Source organism: Lentzea sp. HUAS TT2 (assembly GCF_051853195.1).
Lineage (GTDB): Bacteria > Actinomycetota > Actinomycetes > Mycobacteriales > Pseudonocardiaceae > Lentzea.
The window spans coordinates 9,972,894-9,993,616 of the sequence record NZ_CP196667.1 but is presented as its reverse complement, the minus strand read 5'-3'; the positions used below and the strand labels follow the sequence as shown (position 1 = coordinate 9,993,616).

Genomic DNA, 20,723 nt, shown 5'->3' with positions numbered 1-20,723 from the left:
CGCAGGTCCGGGCGGGTTCCCGCGAAGTTCTCTCGGAGGAAGTGTTGTTGTCCAGCCAGATTCCGCTCCTGGTGGCCCAGTCGGCCGAGTTCGACTCGGGCGTCAAGAAGATGGCTCAGCTGTCTGCCAGGCTGGCTTACGTCATGATGTGCGCCACCTTGTCCTGGGGTGTGCTCATCGCGACCGGGTGGGCCGAGAAGCTCACCGGACGTGAAGGACTGAAGAACGGGCACATGGTGCTCGCCTCGTTGGCGATCGCGTTCGGCTCCATCCACGCGTTCGCCTTCACACTGATCCAGACCGGTACTTTCAGCTTCGTCAAGCTCGTCCTGCCGTTCGTCGACGGCGGCCTGTTCCGGCACGCGCTGGGCATCCTCGGCCTGGAGGTCATGCTCGCGATCGCCGTGCTCGCCTCGATGAGGCACAAAGTCTTCTACCGCAAGTGGTTGAGGTTCCATCAAACGGCGTACATCGCGGTGACGATCACCGTGGTGCACTCCTGGTTCGGCGCCATCGCGAACGGCAACCTGTCCGTTCTCTGGCTGGCCGGACTCACCGTTCTCGTCCCGACCGCGACCCTGGCCCTGGCCCGGTTCCTCCCGCCCGAGGTGCTGATGCGCATCGGGATGCTCGACTCCGAGCGAGGCAAGGAACCCGGCGTCGGCGAGGGCGACGCGATGGACGTGAGCGTCAACAACGAGAAATGCCACCGCTACGGCACCTGCCAGGCGGAGGCACCGGACGTCTTCCAGCTGATCGAGGACAACCGCCTGACCTACAACCGCCGGCCGCCAGAGGAGCACTTCGCTCAGGCCCGGGCGGCACAACGTGCGTGCCCGATGCGCGCGATCGAGATCAGGGAGCGAGTGAAGTGAGCGAACGGATCGTGGTCGTCGGCGGCGGACTCGGTGGAGTCCGTTCCGCGGAACGGCTGCGGGAGATGGGTTTCGACGGGCAGATCACCATCCTGTCCGCCGAGCGGCACCTCCCGTACCACCGCCCATGCCTGTCGAAGCAGATCATCACCGGAGAGTGGACCCCGGACGACTCGTTGCTGTCGTTCTCGGGTGACCTCGACGCCGAGTGGCGCCTGAACTCACCGGCCCTGCACCTGGACCCCAAGAAGCAGTCCGTCTGGGTGCCCGGTGGCGAGGAGATCAAGTACGACGGCATGATCATCGCCACCGGCGTCGACGCCAGGGCGATGGGCGGGGCACCTCGTCACGACCCGCGGGTGCACGTGCTGCGGACGCTCGACGACGCGGTCGCGATCCGACGCAACATCCGCCAGTCGCAGGGGCTCGTCGCCGTCATCGGCGGTGGGTTCATCGGCTGCGAGCTCGCCTGTTCGGTTCGTCACATGGGCCGCGACGTGGCCCTGATCGTGCGCTCGCCCGCGTTGCTGGGCGGCGTCGTCGGTGACGACATCGGCAAGAAGATCACCGAGGCGCACGTCGAGCACGGCGTCCGCCTCGCCACCGGTGTCGGCATCAAGCACTGGGTGCGTCAGCCCGGCGGCATCGGCATCCACCTGAGCGACGGCCAGGTCTTCTTCGCCTCGTGCGTCGTGCTGGCCGTCGGCGCCTCCCCGGCCGTCGACTGGCTGCGCGGCTCCGGCCTCGACATCTCCGACGGCGTGCTGTGCGACTCGACGAACCACGTGGTCGGCGCCGAGAACCTCGTCGCCTGCGGTGACGTGGCCCGCTGGCCCAACATGCGCTTCAACGGTGCCGTGCGCCGCGTCGAGCACTGGCTCAACGCCGTCGAGGGAGGCAGAGCCGCGGCCGAGAACCTGTTGGTGGGCCGCAACCACGCCAAGACGTACACGCCGGTCCCGCGGTTCTGGACCGAGCAGTACGGCATGCGGGTGCAGGGAGCGGGTCTGCCCGTCCTCGGCACCGACACGACCGATGTGAACGGACTCACCGGCTTCATCGCCAACGGCAAGCTCGTCGGCATCGTGGGGCTGGAGTCGCCCGGCAAGATCATCACCGAGACCCCGGAACTGTTCCGGCAGAACGCGGTCGAGACGAACACTCCTGTGTGGACGCAGCCGGAGGAAGAGCCCGCTGCCGCCGCGGAGGAGTCCCTCGCGACCAGCATGATCCCGGTTCCCGAACCGGTCGCCGCCCTCGCATCATCCGTTCCCCCGTCCGTCTCGTCGTCGATGTCCCCGCCATTGCAGCGGCGGCGGCATTCGCGCTCGAGGCCGGAGATGGTGCGAGTGGGCGGAGGACGCGCGAGGCCCTAACCAGGTACAGGGAGGTGCTCAGGCCGGCGGTACAGGGCAAGCGGGAACGGCGAACTCCGACGTCGCCCGCGTGGCCAGGTGGCGGACCGATGACGTCACGCGGCGATGCGCTCGTTCCCGCACCGACGGCCTGAACCTTCTTCTCGTGCGTCACCAGCGGTGTGGCGACTCGGTGGGCTCCCGAGTCGCCACACCGACCTGTTTCCGGGGCTTACGGGGCGGTGATGACCTGACCCGCCCACGACAGCCCGCCGCCGAACGCGAACAGCAGGACGGGCTGACCGGACGGGAGCTCGCCGCGTTCGGCCATTTTGGACAGTGCGAGCGGCACAGAGGCGGCGGAGGTGTTGCCGGACTCCACCACGTCCCGCGCGATCACCGCGTCGTCGCGCAGGCCGAGCTTGCGCGTCATCGCCTCGATGATCCGCAGGTTGGCCTGGTGCGTGACCACGGCCGCGAGGTCCGTAACGGCGATGCCGGCTCGTTCGCACGCCTGGATCGCGACGGCGGGCAGTTCGCTGGTGGCCCAGCGGAAGACGGCCTGGCCCTCCTGGGAGAACCGGGGCTGCCACTCGTCGACCAGCCGCACGGCGTTGCTCCTGCTGGGGTCGGAACCCCAGGTGACCGGGCTGATGAGGGCGTCCTCGGAGGCGCTGACCACGGCCGCGCCCGCGCCGTCGCCCAGCAGGATGCAGGAGGAGCGGTCGGTCCAGTCGACCAGGTCCGACATCTTCTCGGCGCCGATGACCAGCGCGTGCTGCGCGGCACCCGCCCGGATCGTGTGGTCGGCGGTGGCCAGCGCGGTGCAGAAGCCCGCGCAGGCGTTGTTGAGGTCGAAGACGACCGCGGCTGGGATCGACAGGCGTGCCGCGACCTGCGCCGCCGTCGAGGGGCTGCGGTCGATGGCCGAGCAGGTGGCGACGATGACCTGGCCGATGTCGGACGGGGCCAGCCCGGAGGCGGCGAGCGCCTTCGCACCCGCCTCAGAGGCCATGTCGGCCACGGTCTCCGCCGGCGCCGCGATGCGACGGGTGGCGATACCGGTGCGCTGCCGGATCCACGCGTCGTTGGTGTCCACCATCTTTTCCAGGTCGGCGTTGGTCAGCACTCGTTCGGGCTGATGGTGGCCGAGCGCGACGACACGGGAACCGGACAAGGTGAGCTCTCCTTCGGCCAGGGCGACGCGGCGAATATAGCAACCGATCGGTCGGTAGCTAAAGAGACGTAAACTACAGCGATGAGCCCGCGCAGATCTGTCGCCGACACCTTGGAGACGAGGCAGCGCATCCTGGACAGGAGCCTCGCCATCGCCTCGTCGGAGGGCCTCGAGGGGCTCACGATCGGGCGGCTCGCGACGGAGCTCGGCATGAGCAAGGCGGGCCTGCTGGGCCATTTCGGCACCAAGGAGGCCCTGCAGCTCGCGGTGGTCGACCAGGCGGCGGAGGTCTTCCTGCGCGAGGTGCCGCGCAAGGTGAAGCAGATGCCGTCCGGCTTGCCGCGCCTGATCGACGTCTGCGAGGCCTGGGTGTCCTACCTCGAACGCGAGGTGCTGCCCGGCGGCTGCTTCTTCACCGCCGCCACGGCGGAGTTCGACGGCCGCAACGGCCGTGTGCGGGACGCCCTGGCCGGCATGAACGCGTTGTGGCGCAGGGACCTGCGCATCCACATCCGCCGCGCGGTCAGCGACGGCGACCTCAAGCTGGACACGGACGTGGAGCAGCTGATCTACGAGATCCTCGGGGTCATGCTGGCGCTCAACCACTTCCTGCAGCTGGAGCACGACAGCGCGGCCCCGCGCCGGGCCCGTCAGGCGTTGAAGCGGCTGCTCACGAAGTGATTGATCAGCTCTGCGAGCTCGGCGGGCTGTTCTGACACCATGCCGTGCGTCGCGTCGATCTCGCGCACCTGGACGTTCTCGGGCATGTCGCGGCGCAGTCCCGCGCGGTGGGCGTCGAACAACGGCACGAGATCGGGCGGCACCGGCAGGTTGCGCGTGGCGAGCACCAGCAGGAACGGGCTGATCACCTTCGCGAAGACCGGCAGGGCGTCCAGGAGTTCGGGCGACGTCCGCAGCGCCGAGAGGATCTCGTGCGACGGGCGGGTGATCGTCTCCAGCTGGGCGTCGAAGATCGCGTTCAGCTTGGCCAGGCCCTCCGCGACCTCCTGGGCCGGCAGTCCCGCGTAGTTCGCTGGATGAGTTGTGGCGGAACGGTGTCCGTCCAGGCTGATCACCGCCGGGCACTCCGGATGCCTGAGCGCCCACATGCCCGTGAGAACGCCGCCCAGCGAATGCCCGACGACGACTGGCTCGTCGAGTTCGAGGTGGACGGCGGTCTCGTCGAGATCGTCGAGCACGGCCTCCCAGTCCCACCCGCCGTCGGGAGACTCGCCGTGCCCACGCAGGTCGACCGCGACGGCGTGGCCGTTCAGCTGGGGCGCAAGTGTTTCCCAGGCGGACCTGTCACCACCTAGGCCGTGCAGGAGCAGGAACGGCCGGCCGTTGCCGCCGAAGTCGGTCGTCGAGAGCTTCACCGGTCTCTCCTCAGGCTCAGCCGGGTGCGGATGGAGTCGACGGTCACGCCGCCGTCCGGGTGCCGCAGCAGCTTGTTGCGGTTCACGAGGTCGTGCACGCCCTGGCGGGTGATGCCGAGCATCGCGCCGGCCACGCCCAGGGAGACGTGGTCTTTGCTCGGGTGCCCGGCGCGGCGTGCTGCGGCACGGCCCAGCGGTGTCGCCCACCAGCTCTCCGGTGGGTCGAACGGGGTGTCGCCGGGGTAGAGCACGGCCATCAGGCGAATGGCTGTCTGTTTGGCCAGTGCGTCGTCTGGGCCCAGTAGTTGGGCCGCCCACATCTCGGCGTCCGCCTCGACGGACTGCCGCAGGCCGAGGAGATCGGCCTGCGGCAGCAGGATTTCCAGCGGGTCGAGCAGGCGGCTCGTGACGAGCCGGATCAGGTCGGTCCGCAGGTCCACGTGTTCCGAGAGCGTCGACACTTGACAGACGATAGCAAGTACTTGACGCCTTCCGTCAAGTAGTTAGGCCGCCCACATCTGCACAGGAGCGATGTAGTTCCAGCTGTACAGCTGGTTGGCCCCGTCGTAGCTGCCGTCCGTGCCCGCGCCGTAGGTGTCGTGGACGTAGAACTGCCCGTTGTCGTGGTACCCGATCACCACCGACAGGTGCCCGGCCGTAGATCCCCAGGTACCGCTCATGATCACGAACTTGCCCTGGTCGAGGAACGCGCGGACCTGCGCCGGCGTGAAGTTGCCCTGCTGGACCGCGGCGCCGTTGCGGGCCAGGAAGTCGCGCTCGGACTCCCACGAGGCGCAGGGGCGGGCCGGGTTGCCGCCGCAGTAGTAGCCGGTGATCCAGCCGTGCGCGCCCTTCCAGCTGCCGGTGCGCGACCAGTCGGCCATCGTGCGGTTGAAGGTGGTGCCGCGGTTGGAGAACTCGTCGGTGATGTAGCGGCCCCACTTCGAGTAGTGCGAGAACGGCTGCGCGACCTGCACGCCGAACTCGGCCGGCAGCTGGTAGGTGACGAGGTCGATCACCGCGCTGGTCGGGCCGCAGGAGGAGTTGCCGTTGAACTCGTTGCGCGTGTCCCACAGCTGGTGGATGTACTCGGCGCGGTTGAGGCGGCCCATCGTGGTCACCTCGCCGTCCAGCGCGGCGGCGCGCAGACCCGAGGCCTTCACGTACCCCTTCGAGGGGCTGCCGATCACGGCCTCCGTGCCGTCGATGCCGGTCAGCGCGTGCGTGAACGACAGGCCCTCGACGACGCGCGAGGCCTTGGACGAAGCCAGGTCCTGGACGTAGACGCCGTTGAAGCCGGCGAACTGGTCAGGGCCGAGCGTCTTGTCGGACACGCAGCCCATGACCTCGTACGCGACGCGTGCGCCGTCGGTGCTCCACACCGCGCTGCGGTAGTGGTGGCGGGTCTCGCCGATCAGCGACCGGACCTCGCCGTCCTCCGACACCAGCCCCAGCCACTGCGGGTCGGCGCCGCCGCAGCGGTAGATCTCGTTGTGCTTGATGAAGCTGACGTGCCGCTCGCCCTTGACGTCGACGAGCTTGAAGTCGCGGTACAGCGCCTCGGCACCGGACGTGATCAACGGCTTCGCGGCGCCCGACTTCAGGTCGAACCGCACGAGTGAGCCGACGTACGTGCTGTCGTCGGCCACGTCCGGGTGCTGCACGGCCAGCAGGCCCGTGCCGTCGGAGGTGAAGCCGAGCAGTTGAGGTGCGCGGCCCTTGAGCTTGCCCACGGGGACGCCGTCCACCACGACGTTCTCGCCGTCCGCGTAGGCCAGCGTGGAGCCGTGGAAGACGGCCGAGGTGATCGACCCGCGTGCCACGAGACGGGTCTTGCCGTAGCGGTCGACGGTGCTCAGCGCGCTGCCGCTGGTGCCGTTGAAGTCGGAGATCACGGCGGCCGATGCGCCGTCGGCTGAAGAGGTGGACTTGATCGTGTACGCGGGGTCGCTGACGGCCACGGTGGCTCTCTTCACGCCACCGACGATCACGTCGTAGCCGTCGCCCGAGCGGACGGCGTGCGACTGGGACGGGCTCGCGGAGTAGGGCTCGACGGCTTGAGCGGGGGACACGGCGGCTGCCAGGGTGCCCAGTGCCACCACCAGAGCCAGTGAGGTTCTCGTCATGGTTCAAACGTCCTGGCGCGTGGCATGCGTCCGGTATGCGTCCGGTAGTTACGATCGGGAGTTGTGGAGTTCCGGGTGCTCGGGCCGGTCGAGTGTTACGCCGACGACGGCGTGCGGCTCGGCCTTGGGCCGCCCAAACAACGGGCGGTGCTCGCGTTGCTCCTCGCGCAGCCCGGCCGGGTGCTGGCGGTCGACCGGCTGATCAGCGTGCTGTGGGACGACGCGCCGCCCAAGACCGCGTTGAAGAACCTCCAGGTCTACGTCTACCAGCTGCGCAAGATCGTGGGATCGCGGCTGCTCTCGAGGGCGCCCGGCTACCTGATGTCGGTCGACCCGGCCGAGCTCGACCTGACCCGGTTCACCGAGCTGCTCGACGTCGCCCGCCGCGAACGCACGCCGCAGCGCTACCGCGAGGCGCTCGCGTTGTGGCGCGGGCCGGCCCTCGCGGATCTCGCCGCGTCCGGGCTGCTGCGCGGGGTCATCGCCCAGCTGGAGGAGCTGCGGCTGGCCGCGCGGGTCGAGTGCGCCGAGGCGGAACTGGACCTCGGCCGGCACGTCGAGATCGTCGCGGACCTGAACGAGTGGGTGCGCGAGCACCCGTTGAACGAACGCCTGCGCGAACAGCAGATGGTCGCGCTGCACCGCGCGGGCAGGCCGGCAGAGGCGCTGGCCGCCTACCAGGAGTGCCGCCGGGTGCTGATGGAGGAGCTGGGCGTCGAGCCGGGGGAGTCGCTGCGGCGGCGGCAGGCCGAGGTCCTGCGCGCGAAACCCGTTGGCGCGGCGGCGATCCGGCAGCTGCCACCGGACGTCGTCACCTTCGCAGGCCGCGGCCGCGAGCTGAACCTGATCAAGGGTCAGCTCCGGCAGGACCGGGTCGCGGTGTGCCTGATCACCGGGCAGGCGGGCATCGGCAAGTCGGCGCTCGCGGTGCGGACGGCCCACGAGATCGCGGCGAGGTTCCCGGACGGCCAGCTCTACGCGGACCTCTCCGACGGCGCCTCCGACCGGATCCTGAGCCAGTTCCTGCGTGCGCTCGGGGAACGGCCCGGCGACGAGGAGGCCCTGCGCTACCGCTCGCTCACCGCGACGCGCAGGCTGCTCGTGGTGCTGGACAACGTCGCCACCGCGAGCCAGGTCCAGCGCCTGCTGCCGACCGGTCCCGGCTCGGCCGTGCTGATCACGTCCCGCCGCCCGCTCACCGCGCTGACCGGCGCCTCGTACGTGAAACTCGGTGCGCTGCCACTGGAAGACGCGTTCCGGCTGCTGGAGGGCGTCGCCGGCAAGGTCGAGAACGCGGCGGAGCTGGTGCGCTGGTGCGGCGGACTGCCGCTGGCGCTGCGCATCGCCGGGGCCCGGCTCGCCGCCCGTCCACAGTGGACCGCGCCGTTGCTGGCGGCGAGACTGGCGGACGAGACGCGCCGCCTGGACGAGCTCCGGCTCGGTGACGTCGCGGTGCGCTCGGCGTTCGAGGTGAGCTATGCGGAGCTCGGATCCTCTGCCGTGGCCAGGGTCTTCCGCCTCCTCGGACTCCTCGACGGCCCGGACTTCGCCGTCTCGGCCGCACGGGCGCTCACCGACGTGCCGGACGTGGAGGAGCTGCTCGCCGAACTGGCCGACGCGCACCTGGTCGAGGAACCGGTGCCCGGCCGGTTCGCGCTGCACGACCTGCTGCGCCTCTTCGCCCGCGAACGCTGCCGCGCCTCGGAGTCGTCCGAGGAACGGTCGCTCGCTCTCGAACGCCTGCACAAGCACTACCTGGAAGCGCTGGCGGACAGCCCGACGGACCTCTGGCTCGCCGAGGAACGCGACAACCTGATCGCCGCCGCGCACCAGGCCTCCCCGGCTGACGCGATCGCGTTCGCCGCCGGTCTGTCCTGGTACTTCCGCCGCCGCTCGGAGGTCGCCGACTGGGCGGCGCTGAACACGCTCGCCCTGGAGGCCGCCCGTACGCTGGGCGACGTCCGCGCGGAAGCGCTGGCGTTGAAGGAACTCGGCGCGGCCTGCGAGCGCGGCTTCAAGTTCGCCGAGGCCCAGCAGCACTGGACGGCGGCGCTGACCCTGGCCCGCCGGCTGCACGACCGCCAGCTGGAAGCCGTGACGCTCAACAACCTCGGCATCACGCACTGGCGCCGCCGCGACCTGCCCGCCGCGCTCACGTCGCTGGAGGCCTCACTGCTGCTGCGCGAGGAGCTGGACGACTCGCAGGGCGCGGCCTACGTGCGCACCAACCTGGGCCTCGTGCACGCGGCGCTGGGCGATCTCCCCGCCGCACTGGTGTGTTACGAGGAGACGCTGACGACGCTGCGGGCGTGCGGCGACAGGTCCGGCGAGCTGCACGCGCTGGCGAACATGGCCGACGCCCACCGCCAGCTCGGTTCCCTGGACCGGGCGCTGGAGCTGGCGGAGGAGGCGTTGGAGCTCGCGCGATCGGTGGGGGACAGGCAGATCGAGGCGGGTGTGCTGCTCGACCGCGGCACCGTGCACGAGCTGGCGGGACGGGCCGAGCAGGCGTGCGCCTCCTACACCGAGGCCGTGGAGCTGTCGCGCCGCATCGGATTCCGTTGGGGCGAGGCGGAAGGCGTGCGGAAGCTCGCGGGGATGAGCTAGCCCGCATACCTCCCCGGCGCGAACACCCCGTCCGGATCGAGGGCCTGCCCGATCCTGGCCTGCAACGCCGTCGCCGCTCCTGGCCGGTCGACATCCCGCCGATACGCCGGAAATCCCTGTGCCGCAAACGCTTGGTGCAACCGGTCGAGCGTCTCCCGAGCCTCGACGACGGCCGAAGGGTCACCCGCGGGGAAGCCGAGCGCGATGACGTGGTCGACGGCGTCGCTGTCGAGCACGTTCACCGTCACAGGGGGAGTGGAGGCACAGCAGTCGCGGACCAGTTTCTCGGCCAGCGCCACGGCCTCGCCGGAGAACGGCACGATCGGCAGGAACATCAGCAACCCGAGCTCGGCGTCGATCCGCTCCGCCGGACACCCCATGGTCCTCCGCAAGAACCACGTGTCGGCCGGATCAGGATCACCCGCGTACGTCGCGCGGACCACCTCGTCCGCCGCCGGAGCCGCGACCAGCGGCGAATGCCTTGCCACACCGAGAAGAACCGAGCTGAGCGCCTCGACCACCTCGCCCGCACCGCTGAGGCAGACGTGCGCGAGGTGACCGTCCGACTGGGACGCGACGGGGTTGTAGACCTTGGTGGTCGGCGGGACCAGCCGCTGCTCCGTCCACGACCGCAGCACGTCGACGGCATCGGCGAGGTCGTCCTGGGCGAACGTGAAGGGCAGCACCCGCACCTCCTCCGGCCTGGGCAGCAGCCGGACGACGGCGGCCGTGACGACCGCGAACGACGACTGCGTGAACAGGTGGGTGAGCGTGGGCCCGAGCCCGTGCGGCCGCGGGACGGCCGAAGTGTCCGGCCACCAGCCGACGTGTTCGCGCCGGCCGTCCGCGAGCACCACTTCGAGTCCGACCAGGTCCTCGGCACGGGCGCGGTGCACACCGACGCCGCGTTCCAGCGAGTTGCCGATGATGCTGGTGCGCAACGAGGACGTGGTGAGGTTGAAGATCCTCGGCGTTCCCCGCAACAACTCCGCGAGCGCACCCTGGGTCACACCCGGCTCCACCACGGCGTAACCGCGTTCGAGGTCGAGCGCGCGGACGCGGTCCAGCCCGGACAGGTCGAGGACCGTGGCGCCGTCGCCGACCGGCAGACCCGAACCCAGGCCCCAGTTGTAGCCCGTGCTGATCGGGTGCAGCGGCCGCCTGCCGGACCGGACGATCTCCACGACCTCGTCCACTGTCCCCGGACGGAGGACCTCGGCGATCGCGCGCGGGCGGAAGGCGGCGGGGTGCTCGATGGCCACGCGGCGCACGATAGGGGGAAGAGGCGCCGGAAGCCGGTAGCCGGGCGCCGCGCGTCACGGTGAGGGGGCTGGCCCGAACGGCCTAGTCTGGATCTCGTGGAACTGCTGCACCTCAGGTACTTCGTCGCGGTCGCGGAGGAGCTGAACTTCTCGGCGGCGGCCAAGAAGCTGCACATGGCCGCGTCGCCGCTGAGCCAGCGCGTCAAGGACCTCGAACACGAGCTGGGCCGGCAGCTGTTCGACCGCAGCACGCACCACGTGGCGCTGACCGACGCCGGCGCCGCCCTGCTGCCGATCGCACGGGACGTGCTCGACCGCGTCGGGTCGATCAGATGGAGGCTCGACCAGGCAACGGCACCCACGAGGTCGACGGTGTTCGTCGGCGTGCCCGCCGGGATCCACCCGGCGCTGCGGGAACGGCTGACGCTCCTCGCGGACCGGGTCGCCGGCCGGTTCGAGGTCAAGCGGTGGCCGGGGACGACCACGGACCTCGTCGCGGCGGTGAAGGACGGCAGGCTCGCGCTCACGCTGGCGCGGCTGCCCGTGCAGGAGGCGTCGCTCGACACGCTGCACGTGATGTCGGAACGGCTCGGCGCCGTGGTGCCCGCCGACCGGTTCGAAGGCCGTGAATCGGTCAAACTGGCCGATCTCACCGATCTGGCGTACGCGAAGTCGCCGGAGGAAATCATGCCCGCGTATTTCGAGCAGCTCGACCGGCAATTGCACGAGCTGGGCATCAAAAAGCGCATCCAGCTGAGCAACACCGGCTACCAGGGCACCTCGGAGATCGTGTCGGGCGGCCTCGGGTTCTCCGTCTCGATGCTCGACGAGGACAGCTCGATGCGCGGATATCGCCTGGAGAACATGGCGGTCCTGCCGTTCGAGGACTTCCGCGCGCAGCTCGACACCGGGCTGCTGTGGCGGCGCGACCGCGCGGAAGGCGGCGACCTAGAGGAGCTCGTCGAAGCGGCCAGGGAAGTGTTCAAGGAGCCGATAATCAAATGAACAATGGTGTGACCGCTGTGGTCACACCATTGTTCGCGACATGATCGTTCCCTTTTTCGCGGTTCGTCACTAACTTCGGTGGTGCAAGAACGAACAGGTGCGAAAGGACGAACGATGAAGGACATCACCGCCGGTCCGCTGGACGGCGTGCGGGTGATCGACCTCTCGACCGTGGTCATGGGCCCGTACGCGGCCCAGATCCTCGGAGACCTCGGCGCCGACGTGATCAAGATCGAGTCGCCTGTGGACACCGTCCGCAACGGCCGCTACCGCACCACGCCGGGCATGACCCCGTTGAGCCTCAACGTCAACCGGAACAAGCGCAGCGTCGCTCTGAACCTCAAGGACGAGGACGACCGCGAGACCGCCCTCAAGCTGATCGACACGGCCGACGTGCTGATCACCAACATGCGTCCCGGTGCGCTGAGCAGGCTCGGCATGGACTACGCCGACATCGCCGAGCGCAACCCCGGCCTGGTCTACGCCCACGCGCAGGGCTTCCGCGGCGACTCCGACCGCGCGGGCACCGCCGCCTACGACGAGACGATCCAGGGCGCGTCCGGCCTGGTCGACATCGCGAACCGGGCCATCGGGCGGCCCGTCTACCTGCCGACGATCCTCGGGGACAAGGTGTCGTCGCTGACCATCGCCTACAGCGTGCTCGCCGCGCTGGTGCACCGGAACAACACCGGGCAGGGCCAGCGGGTCGAGATCCCCATGGCGGACACGATGATCGCGTTCAACCTGGTCGAGCACCTCGCGGGCCACGCGTTCGTGCCGGAGGAGGGGCCGACGGGCTTCAACCTCTCGATGGCCAAGGGCCACCACGCCGTGCACACCAAGGACGGTCTCGCCTGCGTCGTGCCCTACAACCCGCAGAACTTCCGCGACTTCTTCGCCGCCGCCGGGCGTCCCGACCTGGTCGAGGACCCGCGCGTCGCCGGTGAGCGGATCGACCCCGGCGACAGCGACGACCTGATGGGCCTGGTCGACGAGTGCGCGCCCGCACTGTCCAGTGAGGACTGGGCCGAGGTGTGCGCGAAGCACAGCATCCCGTTCGGACCGGTGCTGGAGCTCGACAAGGCGCACGAGGACCCGTACGTCCGCGACGGTCACCTGCTCGACGTCGTGCGGCACCCGAGCGAGGGTGAGATCCGCTCGATCGGCATCCCCGTCCGGTTCTCCGCCACCCCCGCCACCGTCCGCCGCCTGGCTCCCTTGCCCGGCCAGGACACCGCTGAAGTGTTGAAGGAGCTGGCATGACTGTCGTGCGCACCGAACGCGTCGGTTCGGCACTGCTGATCACGATCGACCGGCCGGAGGCCCGCAACGCCGTGAACGCGGCCGTCGCGACGCAGCTCTCCGCCGCGCTGGACGAGCTGGAGGCCACGCCGGAACTGCGCGTGGGCGTGCTCACCGGGGCGGGTGGCTCGTTCAGCGCGGGCATGGACCTCAAGGCCGCGCTGAAGGGCGAGTCACCGGTCGTCGGCGACCGCGGCCTCGGCGGTCTCACCGAGGCCGAACTCAGCAAGCCGCTGATCGCCGCGGTCGAGGGGTTCGCGCTGGGCGGCGGGTTCGAGCTGGCGCTGGGCTGCGACCTGATCGTCGCCGCGCAGGACGCCAGGTTCGGGCTGCCCGAGGTGAAGCGCGGCCTGATCGCCGCGGCCGGGGGAGTCGTCCGCCTGCCGCAACGGATCCCGCACCACCTGGCCATGGAGATCCTGCTGACCGGCGAGCCGATCGACGGCGTCCGGGCCGGCACGCTCGGCATCGCCAACAGGGTCGTGCCGAACGGCGAGGCCGCCGCGATCGCGTTGCAGCTGGCGGAGCAGATCGCCCTGAACGCCCCGCTGGCGCTCGCCGCCGTCAAGAAGGTCGTGCGCTCCCAGGACCCCTGGGCCGCACAACGCACCGAGAGCGCGAAGCTGATGACCACGGCCGACGTCCGCGAGGGCATGACCGCGTTCGCCGAGCGCCGCGCTCCGCAGTGGACAGGACGCTGACATGCTGGGAGTCACCCCGTTGAGCGCACCGGCCTTTCCGGCCGTGCAGCCCCGGTTCTTCGACCGCGAGTACCTGAACATCGTCTACCGCACGGATCCGGAGGCGTTGCGGGCCGTCGTCCCCGCGCCGCTGGAGATCGACGAGCCGCTCGTCCGGTTCGAGGTCATGAGGATGAACGACGTCACCGGCTACGGCCCGTACACCGAGGCGGGCCAGGCGATCCCGGTCGTCTTCGACGGCGAACGCGGCGAGTACCTGCACGCGATGTACCTCGACAGCTTCGCCGCCACGGCGTCCGGCCGCGAGGTCAGCGCCTACCCGAAGGTCATGGGGTCGCCGAGGCTCTACGCCGACAACGGCGCGCTGGTCGGCACCCTGGACTACGGAACCCTCAGGGTGGCCACGGCCACGATGGGCTACAAGCAGTTCGAACTGGACCGTCGTCAGGCTGAGGCGGAGATCACGGTTCCAACCTTCATGCTGAAGACCATCCCTGACTATGACGGTTCGTTGCGGGTGCAGGAGCTCGTGCGCACGGAGATCACCGACGTCGTGGTCAAGGCCGCGTACACCGGTCCCGCGCGCCTGCAGCTGTTCCAGCACGTCCTCGCGCCGCTCGCCGACCTCCCGGTGCTGGAGGTCGTGTCCGCCAGCCACGTCATCACCGACCTGACGCTCGCTCCCGCCAAGCCGGTTCACAACTACTTGGAGGAAGCATGACGACCGTCGCAGTGATCGGTGCAGGTGTCATCGGTCTTTCGTGGGCCCGCCTGTTCGTCGAGCACGGCCTGACCGTGCGGGTCGCGGATCCCCGTCCGGACCTGGTCGTTCCCAAGGGCGTGGAGATCGCGTCGAGTGTCGCGGAAGCCGTGCGGGACGCGGACTTCGTGCAGGAGAACGGTCCGGAGAACCTGGAGTTCAAGAAGGCCCTGTTCGCTGAGCTCGTCAGGGAGGCCCCTGAGCACGCACTGTTGCTCAGCTCGTCGTCCGCGATCCCGTCCAGCGCGTTCACCGAGGGCATCGACGGCTCGCGCGTCCTGATCGGGCACCCGTTCAACCCGCCGCACGTGATCCCGCTGGTCGAGGTCGTGCCGGGGGAGCAGACGAGCGAGGAGTCCATCGCGAAGGCCGTGGAGTTCTACCGCTCGCTCGGCCGCACCCCGGTCGTGGAACGCAAGGAGATCCCCGGTTTCGTCGGCAACCGCCTGCAGGCCGCGCTCTCCCGCGAAGCCGCCTACCTGGTCGAACAGGGCGTCGTCACACCGGAAGACCTGGACACCGTCGTCACGAACTCGCTCGGCCTGCGCTGGGCGACCGTCGGACCGTTCCTCGGCGCCCACCTCGGTGGTGGCCCCGGCGGCTACCGGCACCTCGCCACGCACATCGGCAAGTCCATGCAGGGCTTGGCACTCGGCACCCCGTCCCCAGATCCAGAACGGCTGATCAAGGCCGTCGAAGACGCTTACGGCTCCTCCACGTACTCGGCGCTCGCCGAGACGCGCGACCGCAAGCAGCTCGCCGTGCTCACGGCATTGGAGGAGAACTGATGAACCGCCTGGAAGACCAGCTGACCGCCGACTTCTACAACTACGAGGCGCTGCTGAGCGACGAGGAGCGCAAGATCCTGCTGGGCGCCCGCGAGTTCATGACCACCGAGATCAAGCCTCTGGTCAACGAGTACTGGGCCAAGGGCGAGTTCCCGCACGAGCTGATCGGCAAGTTCCGCGGCGCCGGCCTCACCGCGCTGTCGTACGAGGGCTACGGCGAGCACCCCGCCGCCGTCAGCAACCTGCTCACCGGCATGCTCGCGATGGAGATGACCCGCACGGACGCGTCGGTCGCCACGTTCTTCGGCGTCCACAACGGACTCGCGATGTACTCGATCTACGCGGGCGGTTCGCAGGAGCAGCGTGACCGCTGGCTGCCGGCGATGGCCGCGATGGACAAGATCGGCGCGTTCGCGATGACCGAACCGCTCGGCGGCTCCGACGTCGCGGGCGGCATGCGCACCACGGCGAAGCGCGACGGCGACGCGTGGGTGCTGAACGGCGCCAAGAAGTGGATCGGCAACGCCACCTTCGCCGACCACGTGGTCGTGTGGGCCCGCGACCTCGACGACAACCAGGTCAAGGGTTTCGTCGTGGAGAAGGGCACGCCCGGCTTCGTCGCCGAGAAGATCGAGGGCAAGATCGCGTTCCGGATCGTCGAGAACGCCGAGATCACCCTGACCGACGTCCGCGTGCCGGAGGCCAACCGGCTGCAGAACATCAACTCGTTCCGCGACGTCGCGGAGATCCTGCGCGCCACCCGCGGCGGCGTCGCCTGGCAGGCGCTCGGCGTGATGGTCGCCGCCTACGAGCTCGCCCTCGCGTACTCGAAGGAACGCGAGCAGTTCGGCCGCCCGATCGCACGTTTCCAGATGGTGCAGGACAAGCTGGTGCAGTCGCTCGGCAACATCACCGCGTCGTGGGGGATGCTCGTGCAGCTCGCGAGGCTGCAGGACGCGGGCATCTTCCAGGACGAGCACTCGTCGCTCGCGAAGGCGTTCGTCACCTCCCGCATGCGCGAGGTTGTCGCCTGGTCGCGGGAGATCTTCGGCGGCAACGGCATCGTGCTCGGCTACGACGTGGCGCGCTTCTTCGCCGACGCCGAGGCGATCTACTCCTTCGAGGGCACCCGCGAGATGAACACGCTGATCGTCGGCAAGGCGATCACCGGCGAGAGCGCCTTCGTCTAGAAGTCTCAGGCCTCGGGGATCTCGACGACCACGTGCGTCGACTTGATCGAGGCCACCGCGACGCTGCCGACCTCCAGGCCGAGCTCGTCCGCAGACTCACGGCTCATCAGGGACGTGACGCGGAAGGGCCCGGCCTGCATGTCGACCTGGGCCATCACCCCGTCCTTGACGACACGGGTGACGATGCCCTTCATGCGGTTGCGCGCCGAGGCCGCCACGGTCGCACCGGGTTCGGCGACCTCGGTCATCTTCTGGGCGAACGCGGCGAGCTCAGTGCCGCTGACGCCCTTGCGCCCGTTGTCGAGCACGACGGACGCAAGGCGTCCCTGGTCGATCCACCGGCGCAGGGTGTCGTCGCTGACACCGAGCAACGCGGCGGCCTCGCTGATCCGCAGATTCGGCACGAACGGGAGTGTATATCCGCGTTCGCGGTGTCAGGAGTGGCCGGCGATGCGGTGCGGCTGGTAGCCCGACTCCAGCTGCTCCACCTCGTCGTCGGTCAGCTCGAAGTCCAGCGCCGCCACCGCGTCGTCGAGCTGCGCGGGCTTGGTGATGCCGACGATCGGCGCCGTGACAACGGGATTGCGCCGCAGCCAGGCCAGCGCGACCTGCGCCCGCGACACACCGCGGGCCGAGGCGACGGCCGCGACCTGCTCCACGATCGCGCGGTCCGAGTCCAGGTACAGGGTGGACCCGAACTCGTCGGTCTCGGTCCGCGAGGTCGTCGCGTCCCAGTCGCGGACCAGGCGGCCGCGGGCCAGCGGGCTCCACGGGATCACGGCGATGCCCTGGTCCGCGCAGAACGGCAGCATCTCGCGCTCCTCCTCGCGGTACAGGAGGTTGTAGTGGTTCTGCATCGACACGAACCTCGTCCAGCCGTTCTGCCGTTGCGTGAACAACGCCTTCGCGAACTGCCACGTGTACATGGACGACGCACCGATGTAGCGCGCCTTGCCGGACTTCACGACGTCGTGCAGCGCCTCCAGCGTCTCCTCGAGCGGGACGGTGCCGTCGAAGCGGTGGATCTGGTACAGGTCCACGTAGTCCGTGCCCAGCCTGCGCAACGAGTTGTCGATCTCGGCGAGGATCGACTTCCGCGACTGCCCGAAACCGTTGGGGCCGTCGTGCATCCGGTTGTGCACCTTGGTGGCCAGCACGATCTCCTCGCGCCGGGCGAAGTCGCGCAACGCGCTGCCGGTGATCTCCTCGGAGGAGCCGGCCGAGTACACGTTCGCGGTGTCGAAGAAGTTGATGCCGGCGTCGAGCGCGGCCTTGATGAACGGCCGGGACTCCTCCTCTGGCAGCGACCACGGGTGGGTGCCGCGTTTCGGATCTCCGTAGCTCATCATGCCGAGACAGATCTCGGACACGTCCATGCCGGCGAGCTTGGTGTAGCGCATGGTCAGCCCCTCAGGAAAACGATGATCACGGTCGGGTGATGGTGATGACAACCCGTTCAACATCAACGTAGTCCGGCTCGCCGGATCGTGCCTTCGTTGGACACGTCAGTGGCTATCGGGCCTGTTTGCCTGACCAGCGGGTTTAGCGTCGCCTTCCCGGGGTTTGAGAGGAAAGCGCATGACGAGCACCGACCTGGTCGCGCCGCCGCTGGACGTGCTGGCGCGCACCCGTGCCGCGGTCGAGCCGTTGCTGCGGGCCGCGCTGGAGGAGCTTCCGGACGAAACGCGCGAGGTGGTCGAGTTCGGGCTGGCGCGGCAGGACTTCTCGACGGCCGCGCTCGTGCTGCTCTCCGCCGAGGCGTTCGGCGACACCGACGTGGCCCTGGTCGCCCTCGCGCTGGAGTTCGCGCACCTGCACGAACAACTGCACGCGGACCTCATGGCACGCGGGAGTGCGCGGGAGGCGTTCGGTGCGGACAGGGTCGTCTCGGCGGCCGACGCGCTGCTGTCACTGGCGTGCGCGCGGCTCACCAAGCCGGGGGTGATGATCCTCAACGTCGCGCTGATGTCCGTTGTGGACGGTTACGTCCAGGAGATCGAGATGGACGAGCGCGACGACGTCGACATGGCCGAGTACCTGGGGGTGGCGGCGGCCAAGCACAGCTCGATCACCGCCGCGGCCTGCGAACTGGGCGCGCTGGCCGCCGGAGCGAGCGCGAGCCAGGCCCGTCACCTCAGGGAGTTCGGCGACGACATCGGCCTGGCGCGCAAGCACGTGGACGACCTGCTGGCACCGGACTGCGGCCGTCGCACGCTCCCGGCGGTGGCGGCGCACGCCGGCGGCATCACCCTCGGCGGCGGGCGGAAGTGGTGCGAGCAGCAGGTCGAACTGCTGCTCTCCCGCGCTCTCAACCACCTGCGGCAGTGCCGTCCGCTGGCACGGGCGGCGGAGGAACTGGCCTGGCTCGCCAGGGCGGTCACGACCGCCAGGTGTGCTCCGGCTCGAACCCCAGCACCCGTCGTGCCTTCTCAATCGACAGCAGAGTCTCGTGCGGAGCAAACTCTCGCTTGATCGGCACGCCGGGATAGGCCTGCGCGACCAACTCGTCGTTCGGCGTCGTCATGCACGTGTCGGCGTTCGCGATGATGAACACGTCGAACCCTGTGGCGTCGTGGGCCAACGCCTTGCGCACGGCCTGCGCACCGTCGCGTGCGTCGATGTAGGACCAGAGGTTCCACTTGCGCGCGAACGGGTCGGCGTCGAACGGGAAGCGCTCGTAGTCGTGCGGCTCCATGACGTTCGAGAACCGCAAACCGATGATCTTCATCGACGGCTCCCAGCGGCAGAACTGCTGGGCGAGCGTCTCGTCCACCAGTTTGCCCAGCGAGTACGACGTCTCCGGGCGTCCCGCGTACTCCTCGTCGACCGGGATGTACGGCGGGGGAGTGTCGAACGGCAGCCCGAGCACCGTCTCGCTGGACGCCCACACGACGTTGCGCACGCCCGCCAGCCGTGCGGCGGCGAACACGTTGTACGTGCTTGTCACGTTGTTGTGGAACGTGCGCGCGTTGGGTGCCACGCCCGGACCGGGGATCGCCGCCAGGTGCACCACGGCGTCAAGCCCGGCGTACCTGTCGTCGATCCCGCTGATCGCCTCCACGACCTGGCCGTAGTCGGTCAGGTCGACGCGGGTGAACTCGCTTCGGGGAACCGGGGGAGCGGCCTGGTCGAGGTTGTGGACCTCCCAGCCGTGCTCCAGCAGGTCGGCCACGACGGCGCGCCCGAGCTTGCCGCTGCCTCCGGTCACCGCTACACGTTGAGTCATGGGTCCATCATCACCTCACGGGCGCAGCACGACCTTGCCGTCGGCGTGACCGGTCGCGACCAGGTCCTGTCCCTCGGCCGCGTCGGCCAGCGGCAGGCTCTTCGCGATCCGCACGGTGAGCTCGCCGTCGGCGGCCTGGCGGGCGTACTCGGCCAGCCGGGCACCGAACGGGCCACCGCCGCCGGAGAACGTGACGCCCAGGCCGGCGGCCGCGGGGTCGGCGATGGTGATGATCCGGTCGGTGCCGCCGCGCAGCTCGATCGACAACGGCAGGTCGCCGGCCCCGGCGACGTCGAACACGGCGTCGACGCCGTTCGGTGCGGCGGCGCGCACGCGGTCGGCGAGCCCGTCCCCGTGGGCGACCGGCGTGGCGCCGAGCGAGCGCACGTAGTCGTGGTTGCGCGGGGAGGCGGTGCCGATGACCGTGGCGCCGCGGGCCACCGCGAGCTGGACCGCGACCGCGCCGACGACCCCGGACGCCCCGTGCAGGAGCACGGTGTCGCCCGCCTCGACCTTCAGCAGGTCGAGCACGCGGACCGAGGTCTCGACGGCCACGGGCAGCGCGGCGGCGACGTCCCAGTCGAGTCCGGCGGGCTTCGGGGCGAAGTCGGTGGCCACGGCGTGCTCGGCGTAGGCACCGCTCGCCCAGCCCAGGACCTCGTCGCCCACCGAGACCCCGGTGACGCCCTCGCCGACCTCGTCGACGACACCGGCAGCCTCCAGACCGGGGACGACGGGGAAGGGAGGCGTCATCTCCGGGGGCATCCAGCCGTTGCGGATCTTGTGGTCCAGCGGGTTGACGGCCGCGGCCACCACCTTTAGCCGCACCTGACCCGGTCCGGCGTGCGGCTCCTCGACCTCGGTCAGGTTCAGCACTTCCGGGCCGCCGAACGTGGTGTAGGTGATCGCCTTCATGGCTGTGCTCCAGAGTCCGTCATTTGGTTGACATGTCAACCCTAGCCTCGTTCGGGCC

20 protein-coding genes are annotated in these 20,723 nt (G+C 69.7%); 11 read left to right on the top strand and 9 right to left on the bottom strand.

The window, feature by feature from the left end; genetic code table 11:
- Positions 1-47 precede the first annotated feature (47 nt).
- Positions 48-875, top strand: a complete 828-nt coding sequence (locus tag ACSHWB_RS47305; protein ID WP_439659900.1) for a 4Fe-4S domain-containing protein — start codon at positions 48-50, stop codon at positions 873-875.
- Entirely contained in the window at positions 872-2,251 is a 1,380-nt protein-coding gene (locus tag ACSHWB_RS47300; protein ID WP_439659899.1) for an NAD(P)/FAD-dependent oxidoreductase, read from the top strand. The genes ACSHWB_RS47305 and ACSHWB_RS47300 overlap by 4 nt, the downstream gene beginning before the upstream one ends.
- Positions 2,252-2,462: 211 nt before the next feature.
- On the opposite strand, the gene ACSHWB_RS47295 is transcribed toward ACSHWB_RS47300, so the two are convergent.
- Positions 2,463-3,407, bottom strand: a complete 945-nt coding sequence (locus ACSHWB_RS47295; RefSeq protein ID WP_439659898.1) for a beta-ketoacyl-ACP synthase III — start codon at positions 3,405-3,407, stop codon at positions 2,463-2,465.
- An 81-nt stretch (positions 3,408-3,488) separates the two neighbouring features.
- On the opposite strand from ACSHWB_RS47295, the gene ACSHWB_RS47290 reads away from it, so the two are divergent.
- A complete protein-coding gene (locus ACSHWB_RS47290) occupies positions 3,489-4,088 on the top strand; it encodes a TetR/AcrR family transcriptional regulator (protein ID WP_439659897.1) in 600 nt (199 codons plus the stop codon).
- Here ACSHWB_RS47290 and ACSHWB_RS47285 read toward each other — a convergent pair.
- The 3 genes from ACSHWB_RS47285 to ACSHWB_RS47275 are packed head-to-tail and all read right to left on the bottom strand — an operon-like array spanning position 4,058 to position 6,909.
- Positions 4,058-4,783, bottom strand: coding sequence for an alpha/beta fold hydrolase (locus ACSHWB_RS47285; protein WP_439659896.1), 726 nt, complete (start codon positions 4,781-4,783; stop codon positions 4,058-4,060). The two genes, ACSHWB_RS47290 and ACSHWB_RS47285, sit on opposite strands and share 31 nt — an antisense overlap.
- Positions 4,780-5,244, bottom strand: coding sequence for a hypothetical protein (locus tag ACSHWB_RS47280; RefSeq protein ID WP_439659895.1), 465 nt, complete (start codon positions 5,242-5,244; stop codon positions 4,780-4,782). Before ACSHWB_RS47280 ends, ACSHWB_RS47285 begins: the two co-directional genes overlap by 4 nt.
- Positions 5,245-5,286: 42 nt before the next feature.
- Positions 5,287-6,909: a C39 family peptidase gene (locus ACSHWB_RS47275; protein ID WP_439659894.1), complete on the bottom strand. Its 1,623-nt coding sequence runs from the start codon at positions 6,907-6,909 to the stop codon at positions 5,287-5,289.
- 63 nt (positions 6,910-6,972) lie between these two features.
- On the opposite strand from ACSHWB_RS47275, the gene ACSHWB_RS47270 reads away from it, so the two are divergent.
- Positions 6,973-9,516, top strand: coding sequence for a BTAD domain-containing putative transcriptional regulator (locus ACSHWB_RS47270; RefSeq protein WP_439659893.1), 2,544 nt, complete (start codon positions 6,973-6,975; stop codon positions 9,514-9,516).
- Here the strand turns inward: ACSHWB_RS47270 and ACSHWB_RS47265 are convergent.
- Positions 9,513-10,778, bottom strand: a complete 1,266-nt coding sequence (locus tag ACSHWB_RS47265; RefSeq protein WP_439659892.1) for an FAD-binding oxidoreductase — start codon at positions 10,776-10,778, stop codon at positions 9,513-9,515. The two genes, ACSHWB_RS47270 and ACSHWB_RS47265, sit on opposite strands and share 4 nt — an antisense overlap.
- Before the next feature lie 96 nt (positions 10,779-10,874).
- Between ACSHWB_RS47265 and ACSHWB_RS47260 the strand changes: the two genes are divergently transcribed.
- The 6 genes from ACSHWB_RS47260 (at position 10,875) to ACSHWB_RS47235 (ending at position 16,524) form a co-directional block, all read left to right on the top strand.
- A complete protein-coding gene (locus tag ACSHWB_RS47260; protein WP_439659891.1) occupies positions 10,875-11,783 on the top strand; it encodes a LysR family transcriptional regulator in 909 nt (302 codons plus the stop codon).
- Between the two features lie 114 nt (positions 11,784-11,897).
- A complete protein-coding gene (locus ACSHWB_RS47255; RefSeq protein WP_439659890.1) occupies positions 11,898-13,046 on the top strand; it encodes a CaiB/BaiF CoA transferase family protein in 1,149 nt (382 codons plus the stop codon).
- Complete coding sequence (locus ACSHWB_RS47250; RefSeq protein WP_439659889.1) at positions 13,043-13,786, top strand: crotonase/enoyl-CoA hydratase family protein; 744 nt, start codon at positions 13,043-13,045, stop codon at positions 13,784-13,786. The genes ACSHWB_RS47255 and ACSHWB_RS47250 overlap by 4 nt, the downstream gene beginning before the upstream one ends.
- Before the next feature lies 1 nt (position 13,787).
- Entirely contained in the window at positions 13,788-14,507 is a 720-nt protein-coding gene (locus ACSHWB_RS47245; RefSeq protein ID WP_439659888.1) for an acetoacetate decarboxylase, read from the top strand.
- Positions 14,504-15,334 carry a 3-hydroxyacyl-CoA dehydrogenase NAD-binding domain-containing protein gene (locus tag ACSHWB_RS47240; protein ID WP_439659887.1) on the top strand — a complete coding sequence of 277 codons (831 nt, stop codon included), beginning with the start codon at positions 14,504-14,506 and terminating at the stop codon, positions 15,332-15,334. Before ACSHWB_RS47245 ends, ACSHWB_RS47240 begins: the two co-directional genes overlap by 4 nt.
- Positions 15,334-16,524 carry an acyl-CoA dehydrogenase family protein gene (locus tag ACSHWB_RS47235; RefSeq protein WP_439659886.1) on the top strand — a complete coding sequence of 397 codons (1,191 nt, stop codon included), beginning with the start codon at positions 15,334-15,336 and terminating at the stop codon, positions 16,522-16,524. The genes ACSHWB_RS47240 and ACSHWB_RS47235 overlap by 1 nt, the downstream gene beginning before the upstream one ends.
- A 5-nt stretch (positions 16,525-16,529) precedes the next feature.
- On the opposite strand, the gene ACSHWB_RS47230 is transcribed toward ACSHWB_RS47235, so the two are convergent.
- A complete protein-coding gene (locus ACSHWB_RS47230; protein WP_089916545.1) occupies positions 16,530-16,928 on the bottom strand; it encodes a TOBE domain-containing protein in 399 nt (132 codons plus the stop codon).
- Between the two features lie 30 nt (positions 16,929-16,958).
- Positions 16,959-17,924, bottom strand: coding sequence for an aldo/keto reductase (locus tag ACSHWB_RS47225; RefSeq protein WP_439659885.1), 966 nt, complete (start codon positions 17,922-17,924; stop codon positions 16,959-16,961).
- Between the two features lie 178 nt (positions 17,925-18,102).
- Between ACSHWB_RS47225 and ACSHWB_RS47220 the strand changes: the two genes are divergently transcribed.
- Positions 18,103-18,996 (top strand): polyprenyl synthetase family protein, encoded by an 894-nt coding sequence (locus tag ACSHWB_RS47220; RefSeq protein ID WP_439659884.1) that lies wholly within the window; start codon positions 18,103-18,105, stop codon positions 18,994-18,996.
- On the opposite strand, the gene ACSHWB_RS47215 is transcribed toward ACSHWB_RS47220, so the two are convergent.
- Together ACSHWB_RS47215 and ACSHWB_RS47210 are read right to left on the bottom strand one after the other, a co-directional pair.
- Positions 18,902-19,750, bottom strand: coding sequence for an NAD-dependent epimerase/dehydratase family protein (locus ACSHWB_RS47215; RefSeq protein ID WP_439659883.1), 849 nt, complete (start codon positions 19,748-19,750; stop codon positions 18,902-18,904). The genes ACSHWB_RS47220 and ACSHWB_RS47215 overlap by 95 nt on opposite strands.
- Before the next feature lie 15 nt (positions 19,751-19,765).
- Positions 19,766-20,665 (bottom strand): NADP-dependent oxidoreductase, encoded by a 900-nt coding sequence (locus ACSHWB_RS47210; RefSeq protein ID WP_439659882.1) that lies wholly within the window; start codon positions 20,663-20,665, stop codon positions 19,766-19,768.
- Positions 20,666-20,723: the final 58 nt, after the last annotated feature.

Bases quoted from the DNA above. Each gene is read 5' to 3' on its own strand.
- ACSHWB_RS47290 (WP_439659897.1), top strand. From the start codon at position 3,489: ATGAGCCCGCGCAGATCTGTCGCCGACACCTTGGAGACGAGGCAGCGC.
- ACSHWB_RS47275 (WP_439659894.1), bottom strand. From the start codon at position 6,909: ATGACGAGAACCTCACTGGCTCTGGTGGTGGCACTGGGCACCCTGGCA.
- ACSHWB_RS47255 (WP_439659890.1), top strand. From the start codon at position 11,898: ATGAAGGACATCACCGCCGGTCCGCTGGACGGCGTGCGGGTGATCGAC.
- ACSHWB_RS47250 (WP_439659889.1), top strand. From the start codon at position 13,043: ATGACTGTCGTGCGCACCGAACGCGTCGGTTCGGCACTGCTGATCACG.
- ACSHWB_RS47245 (WP_439659888.1), top strand. From the start codon at position 13,788: ATGCTGGGAGTCACCCCGTTGAGCGCACCGGCCTTTCCGGCCGTGCAG.
- ACSHWB_RS47240 (WP_439659887.1), top strand. From the start codon at position 14,504: ATGACGACCGTCGCAGTGATCGGTGCAGGTGTCATCGGTCTTTCGTGG.
- ACSHWB_RS47235 (WP_439659886.1), top strand. From the start codon at position 15,334: ATGAACCGCCTGGAAGACCAGCTGACCGCCGACTTCTACAACTACGAG.
- ACSHWB_RS47225 (WP_439659885.1), bottom strand. From the start codon at position 17,924: ATGCGCTACACCAAGCTCGCCGGCATGGACGTGTCCGAGATCTGTCTC.
- ACSHWB_RS47220 (WP_439659884.1), top strand. From the start codon at position 18,103: ATGACGAGCACCGACCTGGTCGCGCCGCCGCTGGACGTGCTGGCGCGC.
- ACSHWB_RS47215 (WP_439659883.1), bottom strand. From the start codon at position 19,750: ATGACTCAACGTGTAGCGGTGACCGGAGGCAGCGGCAAGCTCGGGCGC.
- ACSHWB_RS47210 (WP_439659882.1), bottom strand. From the start codon at position 20,665: ATGAAGGCGATCACCTACACCACGTTCGGCGGCCCGGAAGTGCTGAAC.